The organism is Intestinimonas sp. UBA1698 (assembly GCF_002320075.1).
Classification (GTDB): Bacteria; Bacillota; Clostridia; order Oscillospirales; family Oscillospiraceae; genus Intestinimonas; species Intestinimonas massiliensis.
On record NZ_DCJO01000038.1, the window covers coordinates 55515 to 74796 of the forward strand.

Below are 19282 nucleotides of genomic sequence, written 5' to 3' on the forward strand. Positions count from 1 at the left end.
CTTTCTGTCTATCGGTATTCCCTGGGCAGGCCCCTGGCATACAGGGGGTCCAGCTCAAAAACGGCGGCGTCGCCGGGGCCGCACTTCATTTCGGTTACGTCCACCAGGGTCTCTATGGCGCCGATGGGGCCGATGACCCGGGCCTTCTGCCCCCCGATCTGCACCGTCTGCTTCCGGGCGCGCATCCACCAGCGCAGCAGGGCGAACAGCCCGCTCTCCCGTGGGCGCTGGGCCCCGAAGCCGTTCTGGTAGCCCACGGGCAGCACCGCCACCCGGGTGGGCTTTTTCAGGGTGATGAGGGAGCTGGAGCCCACGGTGTGCCCCTTGGGCAGCCACCGGATTTCCTCCAGGGTGGCCTCGCCGTGCCCCACGGTCTGGAGCCCGTCTCCCCGGGTGCGGCGGCACCGGCCCAGGAAGGCGGAGCCCACCCGCACCGCGTCCAGCTTGGCGAACTCGTAATGCATCAGCGCGTCCGACCCCGCGGCGTGGACCACGCCGGTCTCAAAGCCGGCGTCTACGATGCACTGCACCACCCGCTGAAACTCCTCCAGTTGGGCGGAGGCGTCCCGCTCCCCACGGCTGGAGGCGTGCATCTGGGTGTAGACGCCGGACAGGGCCACGTTGGGCAGGTAGCGGTACATGGAGAGAATCTTCTCCGGCTCGCCGGCCAGAAAGCCGCCGTAGCCCAGGCCGGTGTCCACCTGGATATGGGCCTCCACCACGGTGGAGCGGGCCTCGGCCAGACCGTTGAGGGCCACGCCGGTGTCATAGGAGCCGATGGTGCACACCACGTTCAGGTCGATGAGCTGCTCCAGCTCGTCCCGGTCCGTGGTGGAGCGGAGCATGAGAAGCTCCTCCTCCACAAAGCCCGCCTTGCGCAGGGCGGCGGCGTCCGCCGGCTCGGAGACGGCGAAGCGGCCGATGCCCTCGGCCCGGAGCAGCCCGGCCATCTCCACCAGACCGGCCCCGTGGGCGTCCCCGGTCAGGACGGCGTAGATGGCGGCGGAGCCCGCCTTCTCCTTGATGACGGCGGCGTTGCGGCGCACCAAATCTCTCTCGATCACAAGGGCTTTCACGGGGGCGCGTCCCTCCTTTTCTGCACGAAATATGGATTGTATCATTATACCACCCGCCGGCGGGCAACGTCAATGAAAGCCGAGCCTGCCGGGGTGAAAAAAGCCGCTCCCGCCGGCGATTGCCAATTGCAAAACGGGTGGGAACGTGCTATGCTGATGGTGGTATCTTTCGAAAACTCGATTGCATCCAAACGAAAATTTTAGGAGGTAAGAACATGTCGAAAAAGGTATTGCTGCTGTGCGGAGATTTTACCGAGGATTATGAGACCATGGTGCCCTTCCAGGCTCTGAGCATGCTCGGCTACCAGGTGGACGCCGTCTGCCCGGACAAGAAGGCCGGCGACACCGTGGCCACCGCCGTCCATGATTTTCTGGGCGAGCAGACCTACACCGAGCTGCGGGGCCACAATTTTGCCCTCACCGCCGATTTCGACGGCGTAAAGACCGAGGATTACGCCGGCCTCTTCATCACCGGCGGCCGGGCCCCCGAGTACATCCGCCTCAACGCCCGGGTCATCGAGATCGTCCAGGCGTTCTTTGCCGCCGGCAAGCCGGTGGCCGCCATCTGCCACGGCCCCCAGGTGCTCACCGCCGCCGGGGTGCTGAAGGGCTACAGGGCCACCTGCTACCCCGCCGTGGGCCCCGATATCACCGTGGCCGGCGGCGAGTATGTGGAGGTGCCAGTGGACCAGGCCGTGGTGGACCGCAATCTGGTCACCTCCCCCGCCTGGCCGGGCAATACCGCCATCTGCCGGGAGTTCGCCAAGCTGATGGGCGCCAAGTTCGAGGTCTGATCGTTCCAGCCGTACCGGGCGGGGCGGGCGCAAAAGCGTCCGCCCCGCCCTTGTGTTTTTTCGGCAGAAATGATACAATACTCTGAAACACTATTTCCCAATGGAGGCGCCGCTTTGAAGCAAGCTACGACACGGATTTCCCCCGAGGATATCGCCCGGCAGAAGGACTTCTGCGCCCAGGTGGCGGCCATGAACGCCCCCCTGCCCACGCCCCCCCTGGCCTTTGTGGACACCTACGGCTGTCAGCAGAACGAGGCCGACTCCGAGCGCATCCGGGGCTACCTGGCCGAGATGGGCTACGGCTTTACCGACGATGAGCGCACCGCCGCCGTGGTGGTCATCAACACCTGCGCCGTGCGGGAGCACGCCGAGCAGCGGGTGCTGGGCAACGTGGGGGCCCTGACCCATACCAAGCGCCGCAACCCCAACCAGATCATCTGCCTGTGCGGCTGCATGATGCAGGAGCCCCACAATGTGGAGAAGGTGCGCCGGTCCTTCCGCCATGTGGACCTGGTGTTCGGGCCCCACGCCCTGTGGCGGTTCCCGGAGCTTTTGTGGCGCATCCAGACGAGACGGGGCCGCATTTTCGACACCCCGGACGAGGCGGGCTCCATTGCAGAGGGGATGCCCGTCCGGCGGCAGGGGAGCATCAGGGCCTGGGTTTCCATCATGTACGGGTGCAACAACTTCTGCTCCTATTGCATCGTGCCCTACGTCCGGGGCCGGGAGCGCTCCCGAGACCCGGAGGACATCCTCTCCGAGGTGCGGGAGCTGGCGGCAGCGGGATATAAGGACATCACCCTGCTGGGCCAGAACGTCAACTCCTACGGCCGGGACCTGGACGCCGATGTGGACTTCGCCTGGCTCCTGGAGCAGGTCAACGCCGTCCCCGGCGACTTTTTGATCCGCTTTATGACCAGCCACCCCAAGGACGCCTCGGAGCGGCTGTTCGACGCCATGGCCCGGTGTGAGAAGGTGGCCCCCCACCTCCACCTGCCCTTCCAGGCGGGCAACGACCGGGTGCTGGCCGCCATGAACCGGGGCTACACCCGGGAACACTACCTGGGGCTCGTCCGGTCCCTGCGCCAGCGCATCCCCGACATTGTGCTCACCTCCGACATCATCGTGGGCTTCCCCGGCGAGACCACCGCGGAGTTCGAGGACACGCTGACCGTGCTGCGGGAGGTGGAGTTCGACGCCCTGTTCACCTTCCTTTACTCCCCCCGGGAGGGCACCCCGGCCGCCAGGCTGCCCGACCCCCTGAGCAAGGAGGAGAAGGCCGCCAACTTCCAGCGGCTGGTGGACCTCCAGAACGAGATCTCCGCCAAGAAGCAGCAGGGCTACGTTGGAAGGACCCTGCGCTGCCTGGTGGACGAGCCCTCCGACGACCCCCGCCACAATCTGAACGCCCGCACCGCCGGGGGCCGGCTGGTCCACCTCACGGGGGACCCCGCCCTGCTGGGGCAGTTCGTGGACCTGAAGATCACCGGCGCCTCCACCTGGACCCTCTTTGGGGAGCCGGCGGAGTAAATTCGCCCCATAGACAGAGAAAAGGAGCCAACCGCTATGCCCGCTGACACCACCCCCATGATGAAGCAATACCTGCAAATGAAGGCGGAGCACCCGGACTGCATCCTGATGTTCCGCCTGGGGGATTTTTACGAGATGTTCCTGGAGGACGCCAAGCTGGCCTCCCGGGAGCTGGACCTGACCCTGACCACCCGGGACCGGAACAAGCCGGAGGGGGAGCGCACCCCCATGTGCGGGGTGCCCTACCACTCGGTGGAGTCCTATATCGCCCGGCTCATTTCCAAGGGCTATAAGGTGGCCATCTGCGAGCAGATGGAGGACCCGGCCCTGGCCAAGGGCCTGGTGGACCGGGACATCATCCGCATCGTCACCCCCGGCACGGTCATCGAGTCCTCCATGCTGGAGGAGGGGCGCAACAACTTCCTCTGCTCCATCTGCCTTCAGGAGCCGGCCGTGGGGGTGTGCTTCTGCGACATCTCCACCGGCGAGGTGTCGGCCACCGCCTTTGCGGGCAAAGACGCCATGGAGCACCTGTGGAACGAGCTGGGCCGCTACGCCCCCAGAGAGGCCGTCCTCTCCCCCGCCGCGGCGGAGGACCCGGAGCTGCGGGCCTTCCTGCGGGACCGGCTGGACTGCCGGTGCGAGCCGGGGGCGGAGGACCGCTTCGAGCGCTCCGCCGCCTGGGCGCTGTGCCGGAAGCAGTTCCGGACCGGGCTGGAGGGCCTGCCGGAGCAGGGAGAGGCCGCCGTCCGGGCGGCCGGAGCCCTGCTGGACTACCTCTACACCACCCAAAAGACCGACCTGAGCCACCTGACCGCCTTTCAGTATTACACCTCCGGCCAGTACATGGAGCTGGACCTGACCGCCCGGCGCAACCTGGAGCTCACCGAGACCATGCGCGCCAAGGAGAAGAAGGGCTCGCTGCTGTGGGTGCTGGACAAGACCAAGACCGCCATGGGCGGGCGGCTGATCCGCTCCTGGATGGAGCGGCCTCTCCTGTCCCCGGTACCGATCAACAAGCGCCTGGAGGCGGTGGCCGACCTGACCGGGAGCGCCATCGCCCGGGACGAAATCGCCGCCTGCCTGCGGGAGGTCACCGACCTGGAGCGGCTCATCTCCCGGGTGGTGTACGGCACCGCCGGCGCCCGGGACCTGGTGGCCCTGGCGGGCGGCCTGGGCCGCCTGCCCCGGCTGCGGGAGCTGCTCTCGCCCTTCCGGTCCTCCCTGCTGTGCGGGCTGCGCCAGGCCATCGACGACCTGGCCGACCTCAGAGAGCTCATCGGCCGGGCCCTGGTGGAGGAGCCCCCCTTCTCCGTCCGGGAGGGCGGCTTCATCAAGGCGGGGTACGATCAGGACGTGGACTATCTGCGGGACGTGATGACCAACGGCAAGTCCATGGTGGCGGCCATCGAGGCCAGCGAGCGGGACAAGACCGGCATCAAAAGTCTGAAGGTGGGCTACAACAAGGTCTTCGGCTACTACATCGAGGTCTCCCGGGCCAATTACGACCTGGTGCCCGACACCTACATCCGCAAGCAGACCCTGGTGAACTGCGAGCGGTTCATCACACAGGAACTCAAGGATATGGAGCACACCATCCTGTCCGCCCAGGACAAGATCGTGGCCCTGGAATACGAGCTGTTCTGCGCCCTGCGGGAGCAGACCGCGGCCCGGGTGGGGGAGATCCAGGCCACCGCCGCCGCCGTGGCCCAGGTGGATGTGCTCACCTCCTTCGCTGCCGTGGCCGCGGCGGGGGGCTACTGCATGCCTACGGTGGACCTCAGCGACAAGCTGGATATCGTGGAGGGCCGCCATCCGGTGGTGGAAAAGGTGCTTAAGAACGCCCTGTTCGTCCCCAACGACGTACATATGGACAGCGGGGAGAATCTGGTGGCCGTCATCACCGGACCCAACATGGCGGGCAAGTCCACCTACATGCGGCAGACCGCCCTCATCGTCCTCATGGCCCAAATGGGCTCCTTCGTGCCGGCCAAAAGCGCCCACATCGGTATCGTGGACCGGGTGTTCACCCGGGTGGGGGCCTCCGACGACCTAGCCGCCGGGCAGTCTACCTTTATGGTGGAGATGACCGAGGTGGCCGAGCTTTTGAAGAACGCCACGGCCAAGAGCCTGCTGATCCTGGACGAGATCGGCCGGGGCACCAGCACCTACGACGGCATGTCCATCGCCCGGGCGGTGGTGGAGTACTGCGCCGACAAGCGCCGCCTGGGGTGCAAGACCCTGTTCGCCACCCACTACCACGAGCTCACCTGCCTGGAGGGCCAGATCCCAGGGGTGAAGAACTATAACATCGCCGCCAAGAAACGCAAGGACGACATCATTTTCCTGCGGAAGATCGTCCGGGGCCCCGCCGACCAGAGCTACGGCATCGAGGTGGCGGGCTTGGCGGGGGTGCCCGGACGGGTCATCGAGCGGGCCAGGGACATTCTGGCTGAGCTGGAGGCCCAGGGGGCCCCGGCTCCGGCGGCCGCCCCCGCCCGGGCCGACGACCAGATCTCCCTGACGGACCTGGGGGCCAACGAGGTGGCCGAGCGGCTGCGCCGGGTGGACGTGAACACCCTGACCCCCATCGAGGCGATGAACCTGCTGTACGAGCTGAAACAGAAGCTGTAACCAAACGACCCAGCCAAAGGAGGAATTTCCATGACCAGCCGGCACCGGCACTGGCGGCCCCAGCTCACCCGATCCGAGTTTTACCGGGGCTGGGTGTTCTTCGCCCTGTATATCCTGGTGTTCCCCCGGCTGATGGGCGCGCTGCAAAAGGCGCTGGGAGAGCACTGGCAGCTTCTCCCCGCCGAATACGGCCTGATTTACTACCTGCTGGCGGTGACCCTGGTGGTGCTGGTGTTCTGGAGCTTTCTGTATCACGGGGTCCACATCCTGCTGGACTGGCTGCCGGAGAACCTCTTCGCCTTTGCCACCGGTCTGGCGGGGGCGGGGGTGTTCCACTTCCTGGCCTCCCGCATTCCCCTGCCGGTGGAGGACCCCTTCTACCCGCTCTACGCCGAGCAGTTCGCCTACTTCCCCGGCGCCACCGTCCTGATCCTGGTGGTCCTCACCCCCATCGTGGAGGAGGTGCTGTTCCGGGGTCTGATGTTCGGCTCCCTGCGCAAGTACAGCCGGAGCCTGGGCTATGTGGTGAGCATCCTGGTCTACGCCTTCTATGCAGCCCAGCAGTACGCCTTCACCCCGGGAAACGTGGATCTGCGCTACCTGCTGCTGATGGTCCGCTACCTGCCCATGGCGGCGGCCCTGACCTGGAGCTACGACAACGGCGGCTCGGTGTGGACGCCCATCTTTTTGCGTATGGCGCTCAATGGATTCCAGCTCTTCGCGGCTGTGAACGGATTTGCGAGGTGAACGATGCCCCATATTCAAGTGCTCGACTCCCATGTGGCCGATCTGATCGCCGCCGGAGAGGTGGTGGAGCGGCCGGCCTCGGTGGTCAAGGAGCTGATGGAAAACGCCATCGACGCCGGGTGCACCACCCTTACCGTGGAGATTGCCCACGGCGGCATGAGCTATATCCGGGTCACGGACGACGGCTGCGGCATCCCCGCCGGGGAGCTGGAGACCGCCTTCCTGCGCCACGCCACCAGCAAGATCCGCAGTGAATACGATCTGGAGGCCATCGGCACCCTGGGGTTCCGGGGGGAGGCTCTGGCGGCCATCGCCGCCGTGTCCCGGGTGGAGGTGGTCACCCGCACCGCCGCATGCGACTTCGGCGCCGCCCTCACCCTGGAGGGCGGGACGGTGCGCAGCCGGGAGGAGGCCGGCGGCCCGGTGGGCACCACCATGATCGTCCGGGACCTGTTTTTCAACACCCCCGCCCGGCTGAAATACATGAAAAAAGACGCCGCCGAAGGGGCGGCGGTGTTTGCCGCCGTCCAGCGGGAGGCCCTGGCCCGGCCCGAGGTGGCGGTAAAGTTCATCCGCGACGGGCGGCAGGAGCTGCTCACGCCCGGCGACGGGGCGCTGAAGTCGGCGGTCTACGCCGTGCTGGGCCGGGATCTGGCCCTGGGGCTCCTGCCCGTCCGGGGCAGCGGCGAGGAGGGCGTGCGCGTGGAGGGCTTCGTCTCCCTGCCCGCCTGCTGCCGGGCCTCCCGCAACTACCAGTTCTTCTTCGTCAACGGCCGCTTTGTCAAGTCCCGCACCATGATGGCGGCCCTGGAGCAGGCCTATGCCAACCAGAAGATGGTGGGCAAATTCCCCGGCTGCGTCCTCCACATCACCACCCGGCCCAACGCCGTGGACGTGAACGTCCACCCGGCCAAGACCGAGGTGAAATTCGTCTCGGACAAGCGGGTGTTCGACGGGGTGTACCACACCGTGCTGGGGGGGCTCGACGCCAGCACCCAGCGGCCGGCAGCGGTGATAACCGCGGTCAAAACGCCCGCCGTGGCGCCCCACGACACCGTCACCCCCAACCAGACCCGGCTGGAGCCGGTTCCCCCCGCCCGGACGCAGGAGCTCCCCCCCGCTCCGGCTCCCGCATCCCGGGCGGAGCCCCGCCCGGAACTGCCTGCCCAGCCGGTGGTGCGGCCCAGTTCCCGCATCCCCGTCCGCACCAATTACCTGCGCTCGGCCCTGCTGGACCGCTCGGGCAGCCTGCCCCTAAGCGACTTTGCAAAGCCCCGGGCCGCCGCGCCGGCTCCCGCGCCCGAGGCCAAGCCGGTCCCGCCCCCGCCGGTCTCTGCGCCCCCGGCGCCTGACCCGACGCCCGCCCCCGAGGCCGAGCCCTGGGCCGTCCGGGGGGAGCTGTTCCACACCTATATTCTGGTGGAGCAGGGGGAGCGGGCCTATTTCATTGACAAGCACGCCGCCCACGAGCGGATGAACTTTGACCGGCTCAAGGCCGGCGGGTATACCCCCATGGTCCAGCGGCTGCTGGCCCCGGTGGTGTTTACCCCGGCCCCGGAGGAGGGGGCGGCGCTGCTCCAGAACCGGGAGCTGCTGGGCCGCTTCGGCTTTGAGGCGGAGGACTTTGGCGGCGGGGCCGTTATTGTGCGCCAGGCCCCCGACTATGTGGATGCCGGGGACGTGGAGGCCACTCTGATCGAGCTGGCCGCCGGGCTGCTGAAGGAGGACCGGGCCGACCCGGAGGGAGCCCGGGACCATCTGATGGCCACCATGGCCTGCAAGGCGGCCATCAAGGGGGGGCAGAAGAACGGCCCCGCCGAGCTCCAGCGGGTGGCTGAGGCCGTCATGAGCGGGCAGGTGAAATACTGCCCGCACGGGCGGCCGGTGGCCATCGAATGGACCCGGGGACAGTTGGAGAAGCTATTCAGGCGAGCATAGCCAGCAGCAGGCGCAGCGAGGCCCCAAAGCCCTGCCGGAAGGCTTCGCGGAGCCCCTCGTCCATTGTCTCGTCGAAGAGGGCCCACAGGTTGTCGGCCAGATCCGGGCCGGCGGCGGAGGCCAGGTCGGCGTGGATCGTCCGGCGGAGCCGCTGGAGGGAGTCGGAGGCTTGGATCTCCGGCATCTCATTCCAAAGAGCTTCCAGAAGAGGGTCCATGTTGCACCTCCCGTATCGTTTTTACCTATAAGTAGAGTATATTCTACTGAGAGGTAAATGTCAAGGAGGTACTATGGAATATCTGCAGATTTTTTCCCAGCGGGTCTATGAACTCCGAAAAAAGCGGGGATTAAGTCAGAAGGAGTTGGGGGAGGCCGTGGGCCTGTCGCATAAGGCGATTAGTACCATTGAAAGCGGGGCCCGGTCCACCACCATAGAAAAACTGATCGCCCTTGCAGACTTTTTTGGTGTTACAATGGATTATCTGATTGGAAGGGAACCGCCCTCCGGGGGGCCATCCTGTCCCATTCCAACCGACAGGCGGTGATCGTGTGCCGAATAAAATAGTCGTGGTCTGCGGCCCCACGGCCTCGGGCAAAACGGCCCTGGGCGTGGAGCTGGCCCTTCTCGCCGGGGGCGAGGTGGTCTCCGCCGACTCCATGCAGATCTACCGCGGCATGGACATCGGCACCGCCAAGCCCACCCCGGCGGAGATGCGGGGGGTCCCCCACCACATGCTGGACGTGGCGGACCCGGCCGAGGACTACTCCGTGGCCCGGTATGTAGCCGACGCCTCCGCCTGTGTGGAGGACATCCTGGCCCGGGGCAGGCTGCCCATCCTGGTAGGGGGCACGGGGCTGTATATCGACCACCTGGTCGCCGGACGGGAGTTTGCCCCCTTCTCCGGCCGCTGGCGGGAAAAGCTCCAGGCCCGGGCGGCGGCCCAGGGCGTCGCACCCCTCTATGACGAGCTCCGGCGGGTGGACCCCCAGCGGGCGGAAAAGCTCCACCCCAACGACGAGCGGCGCATCCTCCGGGCCCTGGAGGTCTGGTACGAGACCGGCGAGACCATCACCGCCCACGATCTCCGCACCGCCGCCCTGCCCCCCCGGTATGCGGCGGTGCGCATCGGGCTGAGCTTTGCCCGGCGCGCCGATCTGTGGGAGCGCATCGACCGGCGGGTGGACCAGATGGCGGCGGACGGTCTGACGGAAGAGGTGCGGGGGCTTCTGGCCTCCGGCGTGCCCCGGAGCTGCACCGCCATGCAGGCCATCGGCTATAAGGAGCTGGCCGCCGCCCTGGACGCAGGGGCTCCGGTGGACGGGGCCCTGGAGGAGATCAAGCTGCGCTCCCGGCAGTACGCCAAGCGCCAGCTCACCTGGTTCCGCCGGAACCCGGCGGTGAAGTGGCTTCTCTGGGAAAAAACGCCCGATCTTTCGCGGGCACGACGGGATGCGACAGCATATTTGGAAGAAAATGGATTACTATAAGTACACTTTACGGGGCCTGCGCCCCATAGAAAGAGGAGTGTACTTATGATGCAGAGACAGACAAGCCTACAGGATACCTTTTTGACCCGGGCCCGGAGGGCCAAAAGTCCGGTAACCGTTTTTCTGATGAACGGCTACCAGCTCCGGGGGATCATCACCGGGTTCGATTCCTTTGCCGTAGTCCTGGTGTCGGACGGCAAGCAGCAATTTATCTACAAGCACGCCATCTCCACCATCGCGCCCCTACAGCCTGTGCCGCTGGAGGGCGAGGAGGAGGGCTGACGGGAAACGAGGCGTGGCATGAAGCAGCCCACAATCATTACAAAAGTCGTCATGCTGGTGATCTTTCTGGCAGGTGTGGTCTACCTGGTGGGGGCCGCCTGGCAGATTTTCACCGACCCCTTTTCCACCATCATGACCTACGAGTATACGGTGGACGACGCCGCGGAGGCCACGGGCTGGCTGGTGCGCACCGAGCAGGTGATCCCCGGCCAGGGCTCCATTGTGGATGTGCTTCCCGACCAGGGGGAGAAGGTGGGGGCGGGCCAGACGGTGGCGGTGGTCTACCGGGACGAGAACGCCCTGGACCGCAGCCGCCAGCGCCGGGCCCTGGAGCTGAAGCTGCAGCAGCTCAACTACACCCTGCTGCGGGGGGAGGCCTCCTGGGACAACCAGCGGCTGGACCAGTCCATCACCGACGCCATGGCCCGCCTGCGCGCCTCGGCGGCGGCGGGGGACCTGACCGGCCTGGAGGAGCAGGCCCTGACGCTGAAGAGCCTGGTGCTCCAGCGGGAGGCCACCTATGACGGGGCGGCCTCCATTGACGCCCAGATTCAGGCCGTCCAGGCCCAGATCAACGCGTTGGACCAGGCCTCCGGCGCCGATACCACCGCGGTGAGGGCGCCGGTGGCGGGTACCTTCTCCGCCCTGGCCGACGGCTACGAGTCGGTGCTCACCCCCGCCGCGCTGAACAACCTGACCCCCCTGTCCCTGGAGACGCTCACCGCCCAGCCGGTCGCCGCGCCGGAGGGGGCGGTGGGCAAGCTCATCACGAAGGCCACCTGGTATTTCGCCGTCACCGTGCCGGAGGAGGTGGCCGCGCGGCTGGTGGAGGGCTGGTCGGTGCGCATCCGGTTTTCCCGGGACTGGTCGGGAGAGGTCGCCATGAAGACCGAGTCCATCAGCGCTCCCCAGGACGGGCGGACGGCGGTGGTCTTTTCCTCCGACCGGCATCTGGCCGACACCTCCCTGCTCCGCCGCCAGACGGTGGATCTCATCTTTGACAGCACCACCGGCATCCGGGTGCCCAAAAAGGCCATCCGCACCATCGACGTGACCCGGACCGACCCGGACACCGGCGAAAAGGTCCCCACCGGGGAGAAGCAGGTGGGGCTGTATGTGCTGACCGGCGTCCAGGCGGAGTGGCGGCCGGTGGAGATCCTGGCGGACGACGGGGACTACTGCCTGGTGCAGAGCGTCCTGTCGGACAACCCCACCGCCACCGAACAGAAAAAGATGCTGCGGGCGGGGGACGAGGTGATTGTGGCCGCCGAGGATCTGTTTGACGGAAAAGTGGTGCGATAGCGTCGTCGCAAAGTCCGCTATGCTCCATTTCCGCCTAACGGCGAAAGCTGTGCCAGCTCCCTTGCTCCTCCTTTCCCCGGCGAACCCGCTTCGCTGGGCTTCGTCGGGGAGTGCCGGGCGGTGGGGGGTGAGCGCTTTTTATCAGTCCAGGCATGGAGGTGCTTACATATGTCGCTGTTGGAAAACATCGCAAAGGTAAAGAAGAACATTGCCGCCGCCGCCCGGTCGGCGGGCCGGGGCCCGGATGAGGTCACGCTGGTGGCCGCCACCAAGGTCCAGAGCTCGGACACCATCCGGGCGGCCATCGCCGCCGGGATCACCGTCTGCGGGGAGAACCGGGTCCAGGAGCTCACCGCCCATCTGGCCGACTACGCCTACGATGGGGCCCGGGTCCACTTCATCGGTCACCTCCAGACCAACAAGGTCAAGTATGTGGTGGGCCGGGTGGATCTGATCGAGTCGGTGGACTCCCCCCGCCTGCTGGAGGCCATCGACCGGCAGGCGGCCAAGCTGGGCATCGTGCAGGACATCCTGCTGGAGGTGAACATCGCCGGCGAGGAGAGTAAGGGCGGCTGTCCGGCGTCAGAGCTGCCCACTCTGGCCCGCCTGGCCCGGTCGGCGGGGCACGTGCGGCTGCGGGGATTGATGTGTATTCCGCCCGTTGCCGCCGCTCCGGGGGATAATTGTATGTTTTTCCGCAAAACCCGGCAGCTTTTTGTTGACATAAGAATGGAAATGGGCGATAATGATTCTGATATCGACTGTCTCTCCATGGGGATGAGCGGCGACTACGAGGACGCGGTTCGCGAAGGGGCCACTCTGGTGCGGGTGGGCACGGCCCTGTTCGGGCCCCGGCCGCCTGTGCACGCCGGAACGGTCTGACCGGCCGGGAGACGGAAAGGAAGTACATCTATGGGATTCATTGATGAATTGAAGCGTCTGGCCCGCCCCTATGAGGACGAGGAAGAGGACGAAGAGGCATTTGACGACTTTGAGCCCGTCTCCCGGGTGGAGCGCAAGGAGAAGCCCCGGGAGGCCACCGGCGCGCTGTACGCCGTGGACCCGGAGCCCCGCCGCAGCAATAAGGTGGTCAACATCCACACCACCACCCAGCTCCAGGTGGTGCTGGTGAAGCCCGACCGCTTCGAGAACGCCGCCGAGATCGCCGACCACCTGCGGGAGAAGCGCACGGTGGTGCTTAACCTGGAGTCCACCAACAAGGACATCGCCCGCCGCCTGCTGGATTTCCTGTCCGGCGTGGCTTACGCCAACGAGGGCAAGATCAAGAAGGTGGCCATCTCCACCTATATCATCACGCCCTACAACGTGGATATTTTAGGAGATCTGATCGACGAGCTGGAAAACAACGGGCTGTACTTCTAGGGCCGGGCGCACAGAACCGGTCCGTACAGAGAGAATGCCGCGGGCGGAGACGGCTCCGCCCTCTTGGGCTGAGAAACGGGGGAATGGCGTATGATGACTCCGCAGGAGGTCTCCCAGCACGCCTTTGCCAAGGCGTCCTTCGGGGGCTACAACATGGCGATGGTGGATGAGTTCTTGGATGTGCTCACCGAGGACTACTCCGCCCTTTACAAGGAAAACGCGGTCCTGAAGAGCAAGATGAAGGTGCTGGTGGAAAAGGTGGAGGAATACCGCTCCACCGAGGACGCCATGCGTAAGGCTCTGCTCACCGCCCAGCGGATGGCCGACGAGATGGTTCAGGACGCGCAGCGCAAGCAGGCCGAGCTGCTGGCCCAGGCCGAGGCCGAGGCCCGGAAGAAGGTAGAGGCCCTGCGGCAGGAGGTGGAGAGCGAACAGCTCCGCCTGACCGCCGCCCAGAGCTCCACCGCCGCCTATGTGGGCAAGCTGAAGGAGCTCTACCAGCACGAGATGGAGTACCTGGGCGGTCTGTCCCAGCTCTCCGCCCCCGCTCCGGCCGCCGATCCGGTGGACGCCGCCGTCAGCGACATCGACGCCTCCATCCACAAGCTGATGGAGGAGAAGCCGGCGGAGGACCTGGAGGACACCAAGGAGCTGGAGCCCGTTACCACGCACGCCGGCGGCGAGAGCGGCGGGCTGTACGGGGATCTGACCGGCTATTCCGCCGCCCAGGCGGAGGCCGAGATGCCCGGCGAGAAGTCCGGCGCGCCGGAGGAGCCCGCCGCCCAGCGGGAGGAGGCCCCCGCCCGTCATCTCGACTTTAAGGGCCTGGAGCACCACTTCGGCAAGGACTACGAGATCAAGTGAGAAGGATTGGGCCTTGACAAAGGGCCTGGAAACGGATAAAATGCTTTGGCAATAGGTAAAACGCGTGGAAGAGGACGAGTAGCGCCCCCGGACCGCTCAGAGAGCCGCCGTTTTGGTGCGAGGCGGACGGGAAAGGGACGCGAAGGATCACCTCAGAGCGGCCCGGCTGAACTGAGTAAGCCGGGACGGGCGGCGGCCGTTATCCGTCTTTGAGCGGCCGCGGCATCCCCGCGGCAAGAAGAGTGGTACCGCAGAGGTTTCAGCGCCTTTGTCTCTTAGGGAGACAAAGGCGCTTTTTATCTTCCAGACAGGCAAAATGATTGATGATATAGAAGGAGAAACGCACCCATGGACTACAACCAGACCATCCATCTGCCCCAGACCGACTTCCCCATGCGGGCGGGTCTGCCCAAGCGGGAGCCCGAGATGCTCCAGGCCATGTACGACAAGGACCTCTACCACAAGATGGTGGGCCGCAACGACGGCAAGCCCCTCTTCGTCCTCCACGACGGCCCCCCCTATGCCAACGGCAGCATCCACATCGGCACGGCCCTGAACAAGATCCTCAAGGACATCATTGTCAAAGAGAAGAACATGACGGGCTACTGTTCCCCCTACGTGCCCGGCTGGGACACCCACGGCCTGCCCATCGAGTCCGCCATCCTGAAGGACAAGAAGGTGAAGCGGGACGAGCTGACCACCAGCGAGTTCCGGGAAAAGTGCAAGGAGTACGCCCTGAGCTTCGTGGACAAGCAGCGGGAGCAGTTCAAGCGCCTGGGCGTGCTGGGCGAGTGGGACGACCCCTACCTGACCCTGAAGCCCGCCTTTGAGGCCAAGCAGGTGGAGATCTTTGGCAAGATGGCGGAAAAGGGCTTTATCTATAAGGGCATGAAGCCGGTGTACTGGTGCCCCCATGACCAGACCGCCCTGGCCGAGGCCGAGATTGAATACCAGGACGACCCCTGCACCACCCTGTTCGTCAAGTTCCCCGTCCGGGACGACCAGGGCAAGCTGGGCCGGTACGCCGACCTGAGCAAGACCTACTTCGTCATCTGGACCACGACGCCCTGGACCATCCCGGGCAACATGGCCATCTGCCTCAACGCCGAGTATGACTACGTGCTCCTCCAGGCCCCCAACGGCGAGGTCTATATCCTGGCCAAGGACCTGGCCGAGTCGGTCTGCAAGGCCGCCCACATTGACTTTGAGGCCTCCAAGGTGCTGGCCGTCCTCAAGGGCAGTGCGTTTGAACGGATGACCGCCAAGCACCCCATGTTCGACCGGGATTCCGTCATCCTCAACGGCGACCACGTCACGTTGGACGCCGGCACCGGCTGCGTCCACACCGCCCCCGGCTTCGGCGCCGACGACTTCAATATCTGCCGCCAGTACGATGCCGCCGGGCTGACCCATATCGGCACCCCCGTGCCGGTGAACGCCAAGGGCGTCATGACCGACGAGCGGTACAACGGCCAGTTCTACGCCAAGGCCAACGACATGGTGGTAGAGGATCTGGAGGCCGAGGGTTTCCTCCTGGCCAAGGAGGAGATCACCCACTCCTACCCCCACTGCTGGCGGTGCAAGCACCCCATCATCTACCGGGCCACCGAGCAGTGGTTTTGCTCCGTGGACGCCATCAAGGACGCTGCCGTGGCGGCCTGCGACGACATCCAGTGGAAGCCGGACTGGGGCAAGGACCGCATGACGGGTATGATCACCGAGCGCAACGACTGGTGCATCAGCCGCCAGCGGGTGTGGGGCGTGCCCATCCCCATCTTCTACTGCGATTCCTGCGGGGCGGATATCGTCACCCCCGAGACCATCCGGCATGTGGCCGCCCTCTTCCGGGAGCACGGCTCCAACGTCTGGTTCGACCGGGAGGCCGATCGGCTGGTGCCCGCCGGGTTCCGCTGCCCCAAGTGCGGCCACACCCACTTCACCAAGGAGTCCGACATCATGGACGTGTGGTTCGACTCCGGCTCCACCCACGCCGCAGTGCTGGATGAGCGGCCCTACCTCCATTTCCCCGCCGATGTCTATCTGGAGGGCGGCGACCAGTACCGGGGCTGGTTCCAGTCCTCCATGCTGACCAGCATCGCCGCCAAGGGCGTGGCCCCCTATAAGCAGATCATCACCCACGGCTGGACCGTGGACGGCGAGGGCAAGGCCATGCACAAGTCCCTGGGCAATGCCGTGGGCCCCGAGGAGGTCATCAAGGACTACGGCGCCGACATGCTGCGCCTGTGGGTGGCCTCGGCCGACTATACCCAGGATATGCGCATCTCCAAGGACATCATGAAGCAGCTCTCCCAGGCCTATCTGAAGATCCGTAACACCGCCCGGTACATGCTGGGCAACCTGTGCGATTTCAATCCTGACGCCGACCAGACGCCCCTGGACCGGATGGAGGCGCTGGACCGCTTCGCCCTGGCCTCCTTCAACGACCTGGTCAAGACCGTCCGCGAGGCCTATGTCCGCTATGAGTTCCACGCCGTCTACCGGGCGGTGTACAACTTCTGCGTGGTGGATATGTCCAACTTCTACCTGGACATCATCAAGGACCGGCTGTATTGCGGGGACGCCCACGGCCGCCGCTCCGCCCAGACCGCCCTGTATACCATCCTGGACGGCATGACCCGGCTCATCGCCCCCATCCTGGCCTTCACCTCCGACGAGATCTGGGCCGCCATGCGCCACGACCGGAGCGCCGACACCGAGAGCGTGCTCCTCAACGACATGCCCGGCTACGACGAGGCTCTGGCCCTGTCCGAGGCGGACCAGGTCCGCTGGGATAAGCTGATCTCGGTCCGCGACGCGGTGAACAAGGCCCTGGAGAACGCCCGGGCCGCCGGGGTCTTTAAAAAGGCCCAGGACACCGAGGTCACCCTCTCCGTGGCCGAGCAGAAGGACGCGGACTTCCTGTCCGGCGTGGACCTGGCCACCCTGTGCATCGTCTCCAGGGTCACCGTCACCACCGGGGCGGTGGAGGGGGAAAAGATGGCCGACTGCCTCATCCCCTGCACCATCGCGGTCAAGCTGTCCGAGGCCCCTAAGTGCGTGCGCTGCTGGAACCATAACGAGCACGTGGGGGAGGACCACGACCACCCCGAGCTGTGCCCCCGTTGCGCCGGGGTCGTGCGCGCCGAAGCATAAGTAGACAAGCTGAGCCCCCGCGGCCATACGTTGTATGGCCGCGGGGGCTTTTTTGTTCTACGTTTCCCGAGGCGCCCAGTGCGGGCAGGTCTGGTCCTTGGTGCGCTTTTTGATCCGGGGGTACTTGCAGTGCCCGCAGTCCACCTCGTGGTATCCCTTGCCCCACTTCCGGTAGTGCTGGGCAAAGTATTTGCAGGTCCCGCAGATTTTTTCTTCCATGGCGCTCACCTCCTGGTCTTATAACGTCATTATAACGTCTCTCAAAAAGAAAGTCAACGCTAAAATGACGTTATAATTGCGTTATTGTTTTATTACGTCATTTTGATATAATTGTGATATCACTTGCAAGGAGGGGCACAAATGCCGGTCTCGTATAATTTCCCCCTTCGTCTGGACGACGATCTGCGGGAAAAGCTGCGCTACATCGCAGAAAAAAACAGCCGGTCTCTCAATAAGGAGATTGAATTCCTCGTGAAAAAGCACGTGGAAGCCTACGAAAAAGAACACGGCGCCATTGCCGTCCCCAAGGAGTAACCGCTCATGCTCTATGCCATCCTCATCCTCGCGCTGGTGGTTCTGGATCAGGTCGTCAAGTTTCTGGTCCGCGCCCACATCCCCCTGGGAGGTTCCCTCCCCTTCCTGCCCCACATTCTGGAGCTCACCTATGTCCAGAACACCGGGGCGGCCTTTTCCATGCTCTCCCAGCACACCTGGCTGCTCACCATCGTCTCCGCCGTGGTGGCGGCGGTCATCGCCGCCGCCCTGGTCAAAAAAGTGGTGAAGCACCCCTTTGGGGTCCTGTCCCTGTCGGTGGTCCTGGCCGGGGCGGTGGGCAACCTCATCGACCGGCTGTTCCTGGGCTTCGTCACCGATATGTTCCAGACCCTGTTTATGCGCTTTGCCGTCTTTAACGTGGCCGACATCTGCGTGGTCTGCGGCGGCATCGCCTTCGTCGTCTACATCCTCTTCTTTGCCGAGAAGCTGGAGAAAAAGGAGTCCGGCCATGACACCCATCCGGCTGACGGCTGACCGGGCTGGGGAGCGGCTGGACCAGTTTCTGGCCCGCTCGGTGGAGGGGCTGACCCGCTCGGCGGCCCAGCGGCTGCTGGAGGAGGGGGCGGTGACCCGGTCGGGCCGCCCGGCCCGGAAAAACGACAAGACCTCCCCCGGCGACGTGCTGGAGGTGGTCCTGCCCGACCCCGCTCCGGTGGACCTCCTCCCCCAGAACATCCCGCTGGACGTGGTATACGAGGACGGCGACGTCATCGTGGTCAACAAGCCGGTGGGCATGGTGGTCCACCCCGCCCCCGGCCATCCTGACGGCACGCTGGTCAACGCGCTGTTATATCACTGCGGAAATAGCCTTTCAGGAATCAACGGAGCGCTGCGCCCCGGCATCGTCCACCGCATCGACCGGGACACCTCGGGGCTCATCATCGCCGCCAAGAACGACGCCGCCCATCTGGCCCTGGCCGAGCAGCTCCAGGACCACTCCCTGTACCGGGAATACGAGGCGGTGTGCGCGGGCAGCCTGAGGGAAGACGCCGGCACGGTGGACGCTCCCATCGGCCGCCACCCCGCAGACCGGAAAAGGATGGCCATCGACCGGAAAAACGGCCGCCGAGCGGTAACCCACTGGACCGTACTGGGGCGGTATCCCGGCTGCACCCACATTCAATGCCGTCTGGAGACCGGCCGCACCCACCAGATCCGGGTCCACCTGGCCTCCATCGGCCATCCCATTCTGGGGGACACGGTGTATGGGGCCAAAAAGCCCTATCCCGGCCTGGCCGGCCAGTGCCTCCACGCCCGGCGGCTGTCCTTCCTCCACCCGCGCACCGGGGAACGGGTGACCGTGGAGTGTCCCCTGCCGGACTACTTCACCGCGTTGCTTGACAAGCTGTCCAGGCTGAGATAAAATAGGACCCGACCGCAGGACAAATCGAATACAGGGGCGCTGGACGCAAGTCCGGCTGAGATGCGAGGCGTATGGCCGCCTCCGGTCCCTTGAACCTGATCCGGGTAATGCCGGCGTAGGAAGCTGATTCGACACCGTGTCGTTTCTCCTGTACCGCTTGCGCTAGCTCCGGT

General features: G+C 65.4%; 19 protein-coding genes, 1 riboswitch and 1 other annotated feature. Of the genes, 16 read left to right on the top strand and 3 right to left on the bottom strand.

All coding sequences use genetic code 11. The features are described 5' to 3' along the window. Nucleotides 1–8 precede the first annotated feature (8 nt). Nucleotides 9–1076 carry an alanine racemase gene (locus B3H64_RS10225; RefSeq protein WP_050617335.1) on the bottom strand — a complete coding sequence of 356 codons (1068 nt, stop codon included), beginning with the start codon at nt 1074–1076 and terminating at the stop codon, nt 9–11. A 215-nt stretch (nt 1077–1291) separates the two neighbouring features. On the opposite strand from B3H64_RS10225, the gene B3H64_RS10230 reads away from it, so the two are divergent. The 5 genes from B3H64_RS10230 to mutL all read left to right on the top strand — a co-directional run bounded on the left by B3H64_RS10230 (nt 1292) and on the right by mutL (nt 8719). After that, nucleotides 1292–1870 carry a DJ-1/PfpI family protein gene (locus B3H64_RS10230; protein ID WP_050617334.1) on the top strand — a complete coding sequence of 193 codons (579 nt, stop codon included), beginning with the start codon at nt 1292–1294 and terminating at the stop codon, nt 1868–1870. Nucleotides 1871–1984: 114 nt separating this feature from the next. Further along, a complete protein-coding gene (gene miaB / locus B3H64_RS10235; RefSeq protein ID WP_050617333.1) occupies nt 1985–3400 on the top strand; it encodes a tRNA (N6-isopentenyl adenosine(37)-C2)-methylthiotransferase MiaB in 1416 nt (471 codons plus the stop codon). Nucleotides 3401–3436: 36 nt separating this feature from the next. Beyond that, entirely contained in the window at nt 3437–6034 is a 2598-nt protein-coding gene (gene mutS / locus B3H64_RS10240; protein ID WP_286734865.1) for a DNA mismatch repair protein MutS, read from the top strand. 30 nt (nt 6035–6064) lie between these two features. Further along, nucleotides 6065–6781: a CPBP family intramembrane glutamic endopeptidase gene (locus B3H64_RS10245; protein WP_256303152.1), complete on the top strand. Its 717-nt coding sequence runs from the start codon at nt 6065–6067 to the stop codon at nt 6779–6781. 3 nt (nt 6782–6784) lie between these two features. Further along, nucleotides 6785–8719 carry a DNA mismatch repair endonuclease MutL gene (gene mutL, locus B3H64_RS10250; protein ID WP_286734886.1) on the top strand — a complete coding sequence of 645 codons (1935 nt, stop codon included), beginning with the start codon at nt 6785–6787 and terminating at the stop codon, nt 8717–8719. On the opposite strand, the gene B3H64_RS10255 is transcribed toward mutL, so the two are convergent. Continuing rightward, nucleotides 8706–8936, bottom strand: a complete 231-nt coding sequence (locus B3H64_RS10255; protein ID WP_050617329.1) for a hypothetical protein — start codon at nt 8934–8936, stop codon at nt 8706–8708. The two genes, mutL and B3H64_RS10255, sit on opposite strands and share 14 nt — an antisense overlap. Before the next feature lie 73 nt (nt 8937–9009). Here B3H64_RS10255 and B3H64_RS10260 point away from each other — a divergent pair, with 73 nt between their 5' ends. The 8 genes from B3H64_RS10260 (at nt 9010) to ileS (ending at nt 17191) form a co-directional block, all read left to right on the top strand. Further along, nucleotides 9010–9264 (top strand): helix-turn-helix domain-containing protein, encoded by a 255-nt coding sequence (locus B3H64_RS10260; protein ID WP_278894107.1) that lies wholly within the window; start codon nt 9010–9012, stop codon nt 9262–9264. A gap of 4 nt (nt 9265–9268) precedes the next feature. Then, nucleotides 9269–10207, top strand: coding sequence for a tRNA (adenosine(37)-N6)-dimethylallyltransferase MiaA (gene miaA / locus B3H64_RS10265; protein WP_050617327.1), 939 nt, complete (start codon nt 9269–9271; stop codon nt 10205–10207). 48 nt (nt 10208–10255) lie between these two features. Next, a complete protein-coding gene (gene hfq / locus B3H64_RS10270; protein WP_207641538.1) occupies nt 10256–10489 on the top strand; it encodes an RNA chaperone Hfq in 234 nt (77 codons plus the stop codon). A gap of 18 nt (nt 10490–10507) precedes the next feature. Then, nucleotides 10508–11791 carry an HlyD family efflux transporter periplasmic adaptor subunit gene (locus tag B3H64_RS10275; protein WP_286734894.1) on the top strand — a complete coding sequence of 428 codons (1284 nt, stop codon included), beginning with the start codon at nt 10508–10510 and terminating at the stop codon, nt 11789–11791. Between the two features lie 168 nt (nt 11792–11959). Further along, complete coding sequence (locus tag B3H64_RS10280; RefSeq protein ID WP_050617324.1) at nt 11960–12673, top strand: YggS family pyridoxal phosphate-dependent enzyme; 714 nt, start codon at nt 11960–11962, stop codon at nt 12671–12673. A 30-nt stretch (nt 12674–12703) separates the two neighbouring features. Continuing rightward, on the top strand, nt 12704–13174 hold the full coding sequence (locus B3H64_RS10285; RefSeq protein ID WP_050617323.1) for a cell division protein SepF: 471 nt from the start codon (nt 12704–12706) through the stop codon (nt 13172–13174). Nucleotides 13175–13264: 90 nt separating this feature from the next. Further along, nucleotides 13265–14038 carry a DivIVA domain-containing protein gene (locus B3H64_RS10290; RefSeq protein ID WP_286734898.1) on the top strand — a complete coding sequence of 258 codons (774 nt, stop codon included), beginning with the start codon at nt 13265–13267 and terminating at the stop codon, nt 14036–14038. A 56-nt stretch (nt 14039–14094) separates the two neighbouring features. Beyond that, nucleotides 14095–14317 (top strand) — a binding site (T-box leader). A gap of 69 nt (nt 14318–14386) precedes the next feature. Then, complete coding sequence (gene ileS / locus B3H64_RS10295; protein ID WP_286734901.1) at nt 14387–17191, top strand: isoleucine--tRNA ligase; 2805 nt, start codon at nt 14387–14389, stop codon at nt 17189–17191. A gap of 57 nt (nt 17192–17248) precedes the next feature. Here the strand turns inward: ileS and B3H64_RS10300 are convergent, their stop codons facing one another. Beyond that, on the bottom strand, nt 17249–17410 hold the full coding sequence (locus tag B3H64_RS10300) for a hypothetical protein (RefSeq protein WP_286734903.1): 162 nt from the start codon (nt 17408–17410) through the stop codon (nt 17249–17251). 141 nt (nt 17411–17551) lie between these two features. On the opposite strand from B3H64_RS10300, the gene B3H64_RS10305 reads away from it, so the two are divergent. From B3H64_RS10305 to B3H64_RS10315, 3 genes are read left to right on the top strand one after another with little or no spacing between them, the layout of a single operon-like run. Then, nucleotides 17552–17725, top strand: a complete 174-nt coding sequence (locus tag B3H64_RS10305; RefSeq protein ID WP_238073715.1) for an Arc family DNA-binding protein — start codon at nt 17552–17554, stop codon at nt 17723–17725. Nucleotides 17726–17731: 6 nt separating this feature from the next. Further along, a complete protein-coding gene (gene lspA / locus B3H64_RS10310) occupies nt 17732–18220 on the top strand; it encodes a signal peptidase II (protein ID WP_238073714.1) in 489 nt (162 codons plus the stop codon). Next, nucleotides 18195–19109, top strand: a complete 915-nt coding sequence (locus B3H64_RS10315; protein WP_286734905.1) for an RluA family pseudouridine synthase — start codon at nt 18195–18197, stop codon at nt 19107–19109. Before lspA ends, B3H64_RS10315 begins: the two co-directional genes overlap by 26 nt. A gap of 22 nt (nt 19110–19131) precedes the next feature. Then, a riboswitch (TPP riboswitch) is annotated at nt 19132–19249 on the top strand. Nucleotides 19250–19282 lie beyond the last annotated feature (33 nt).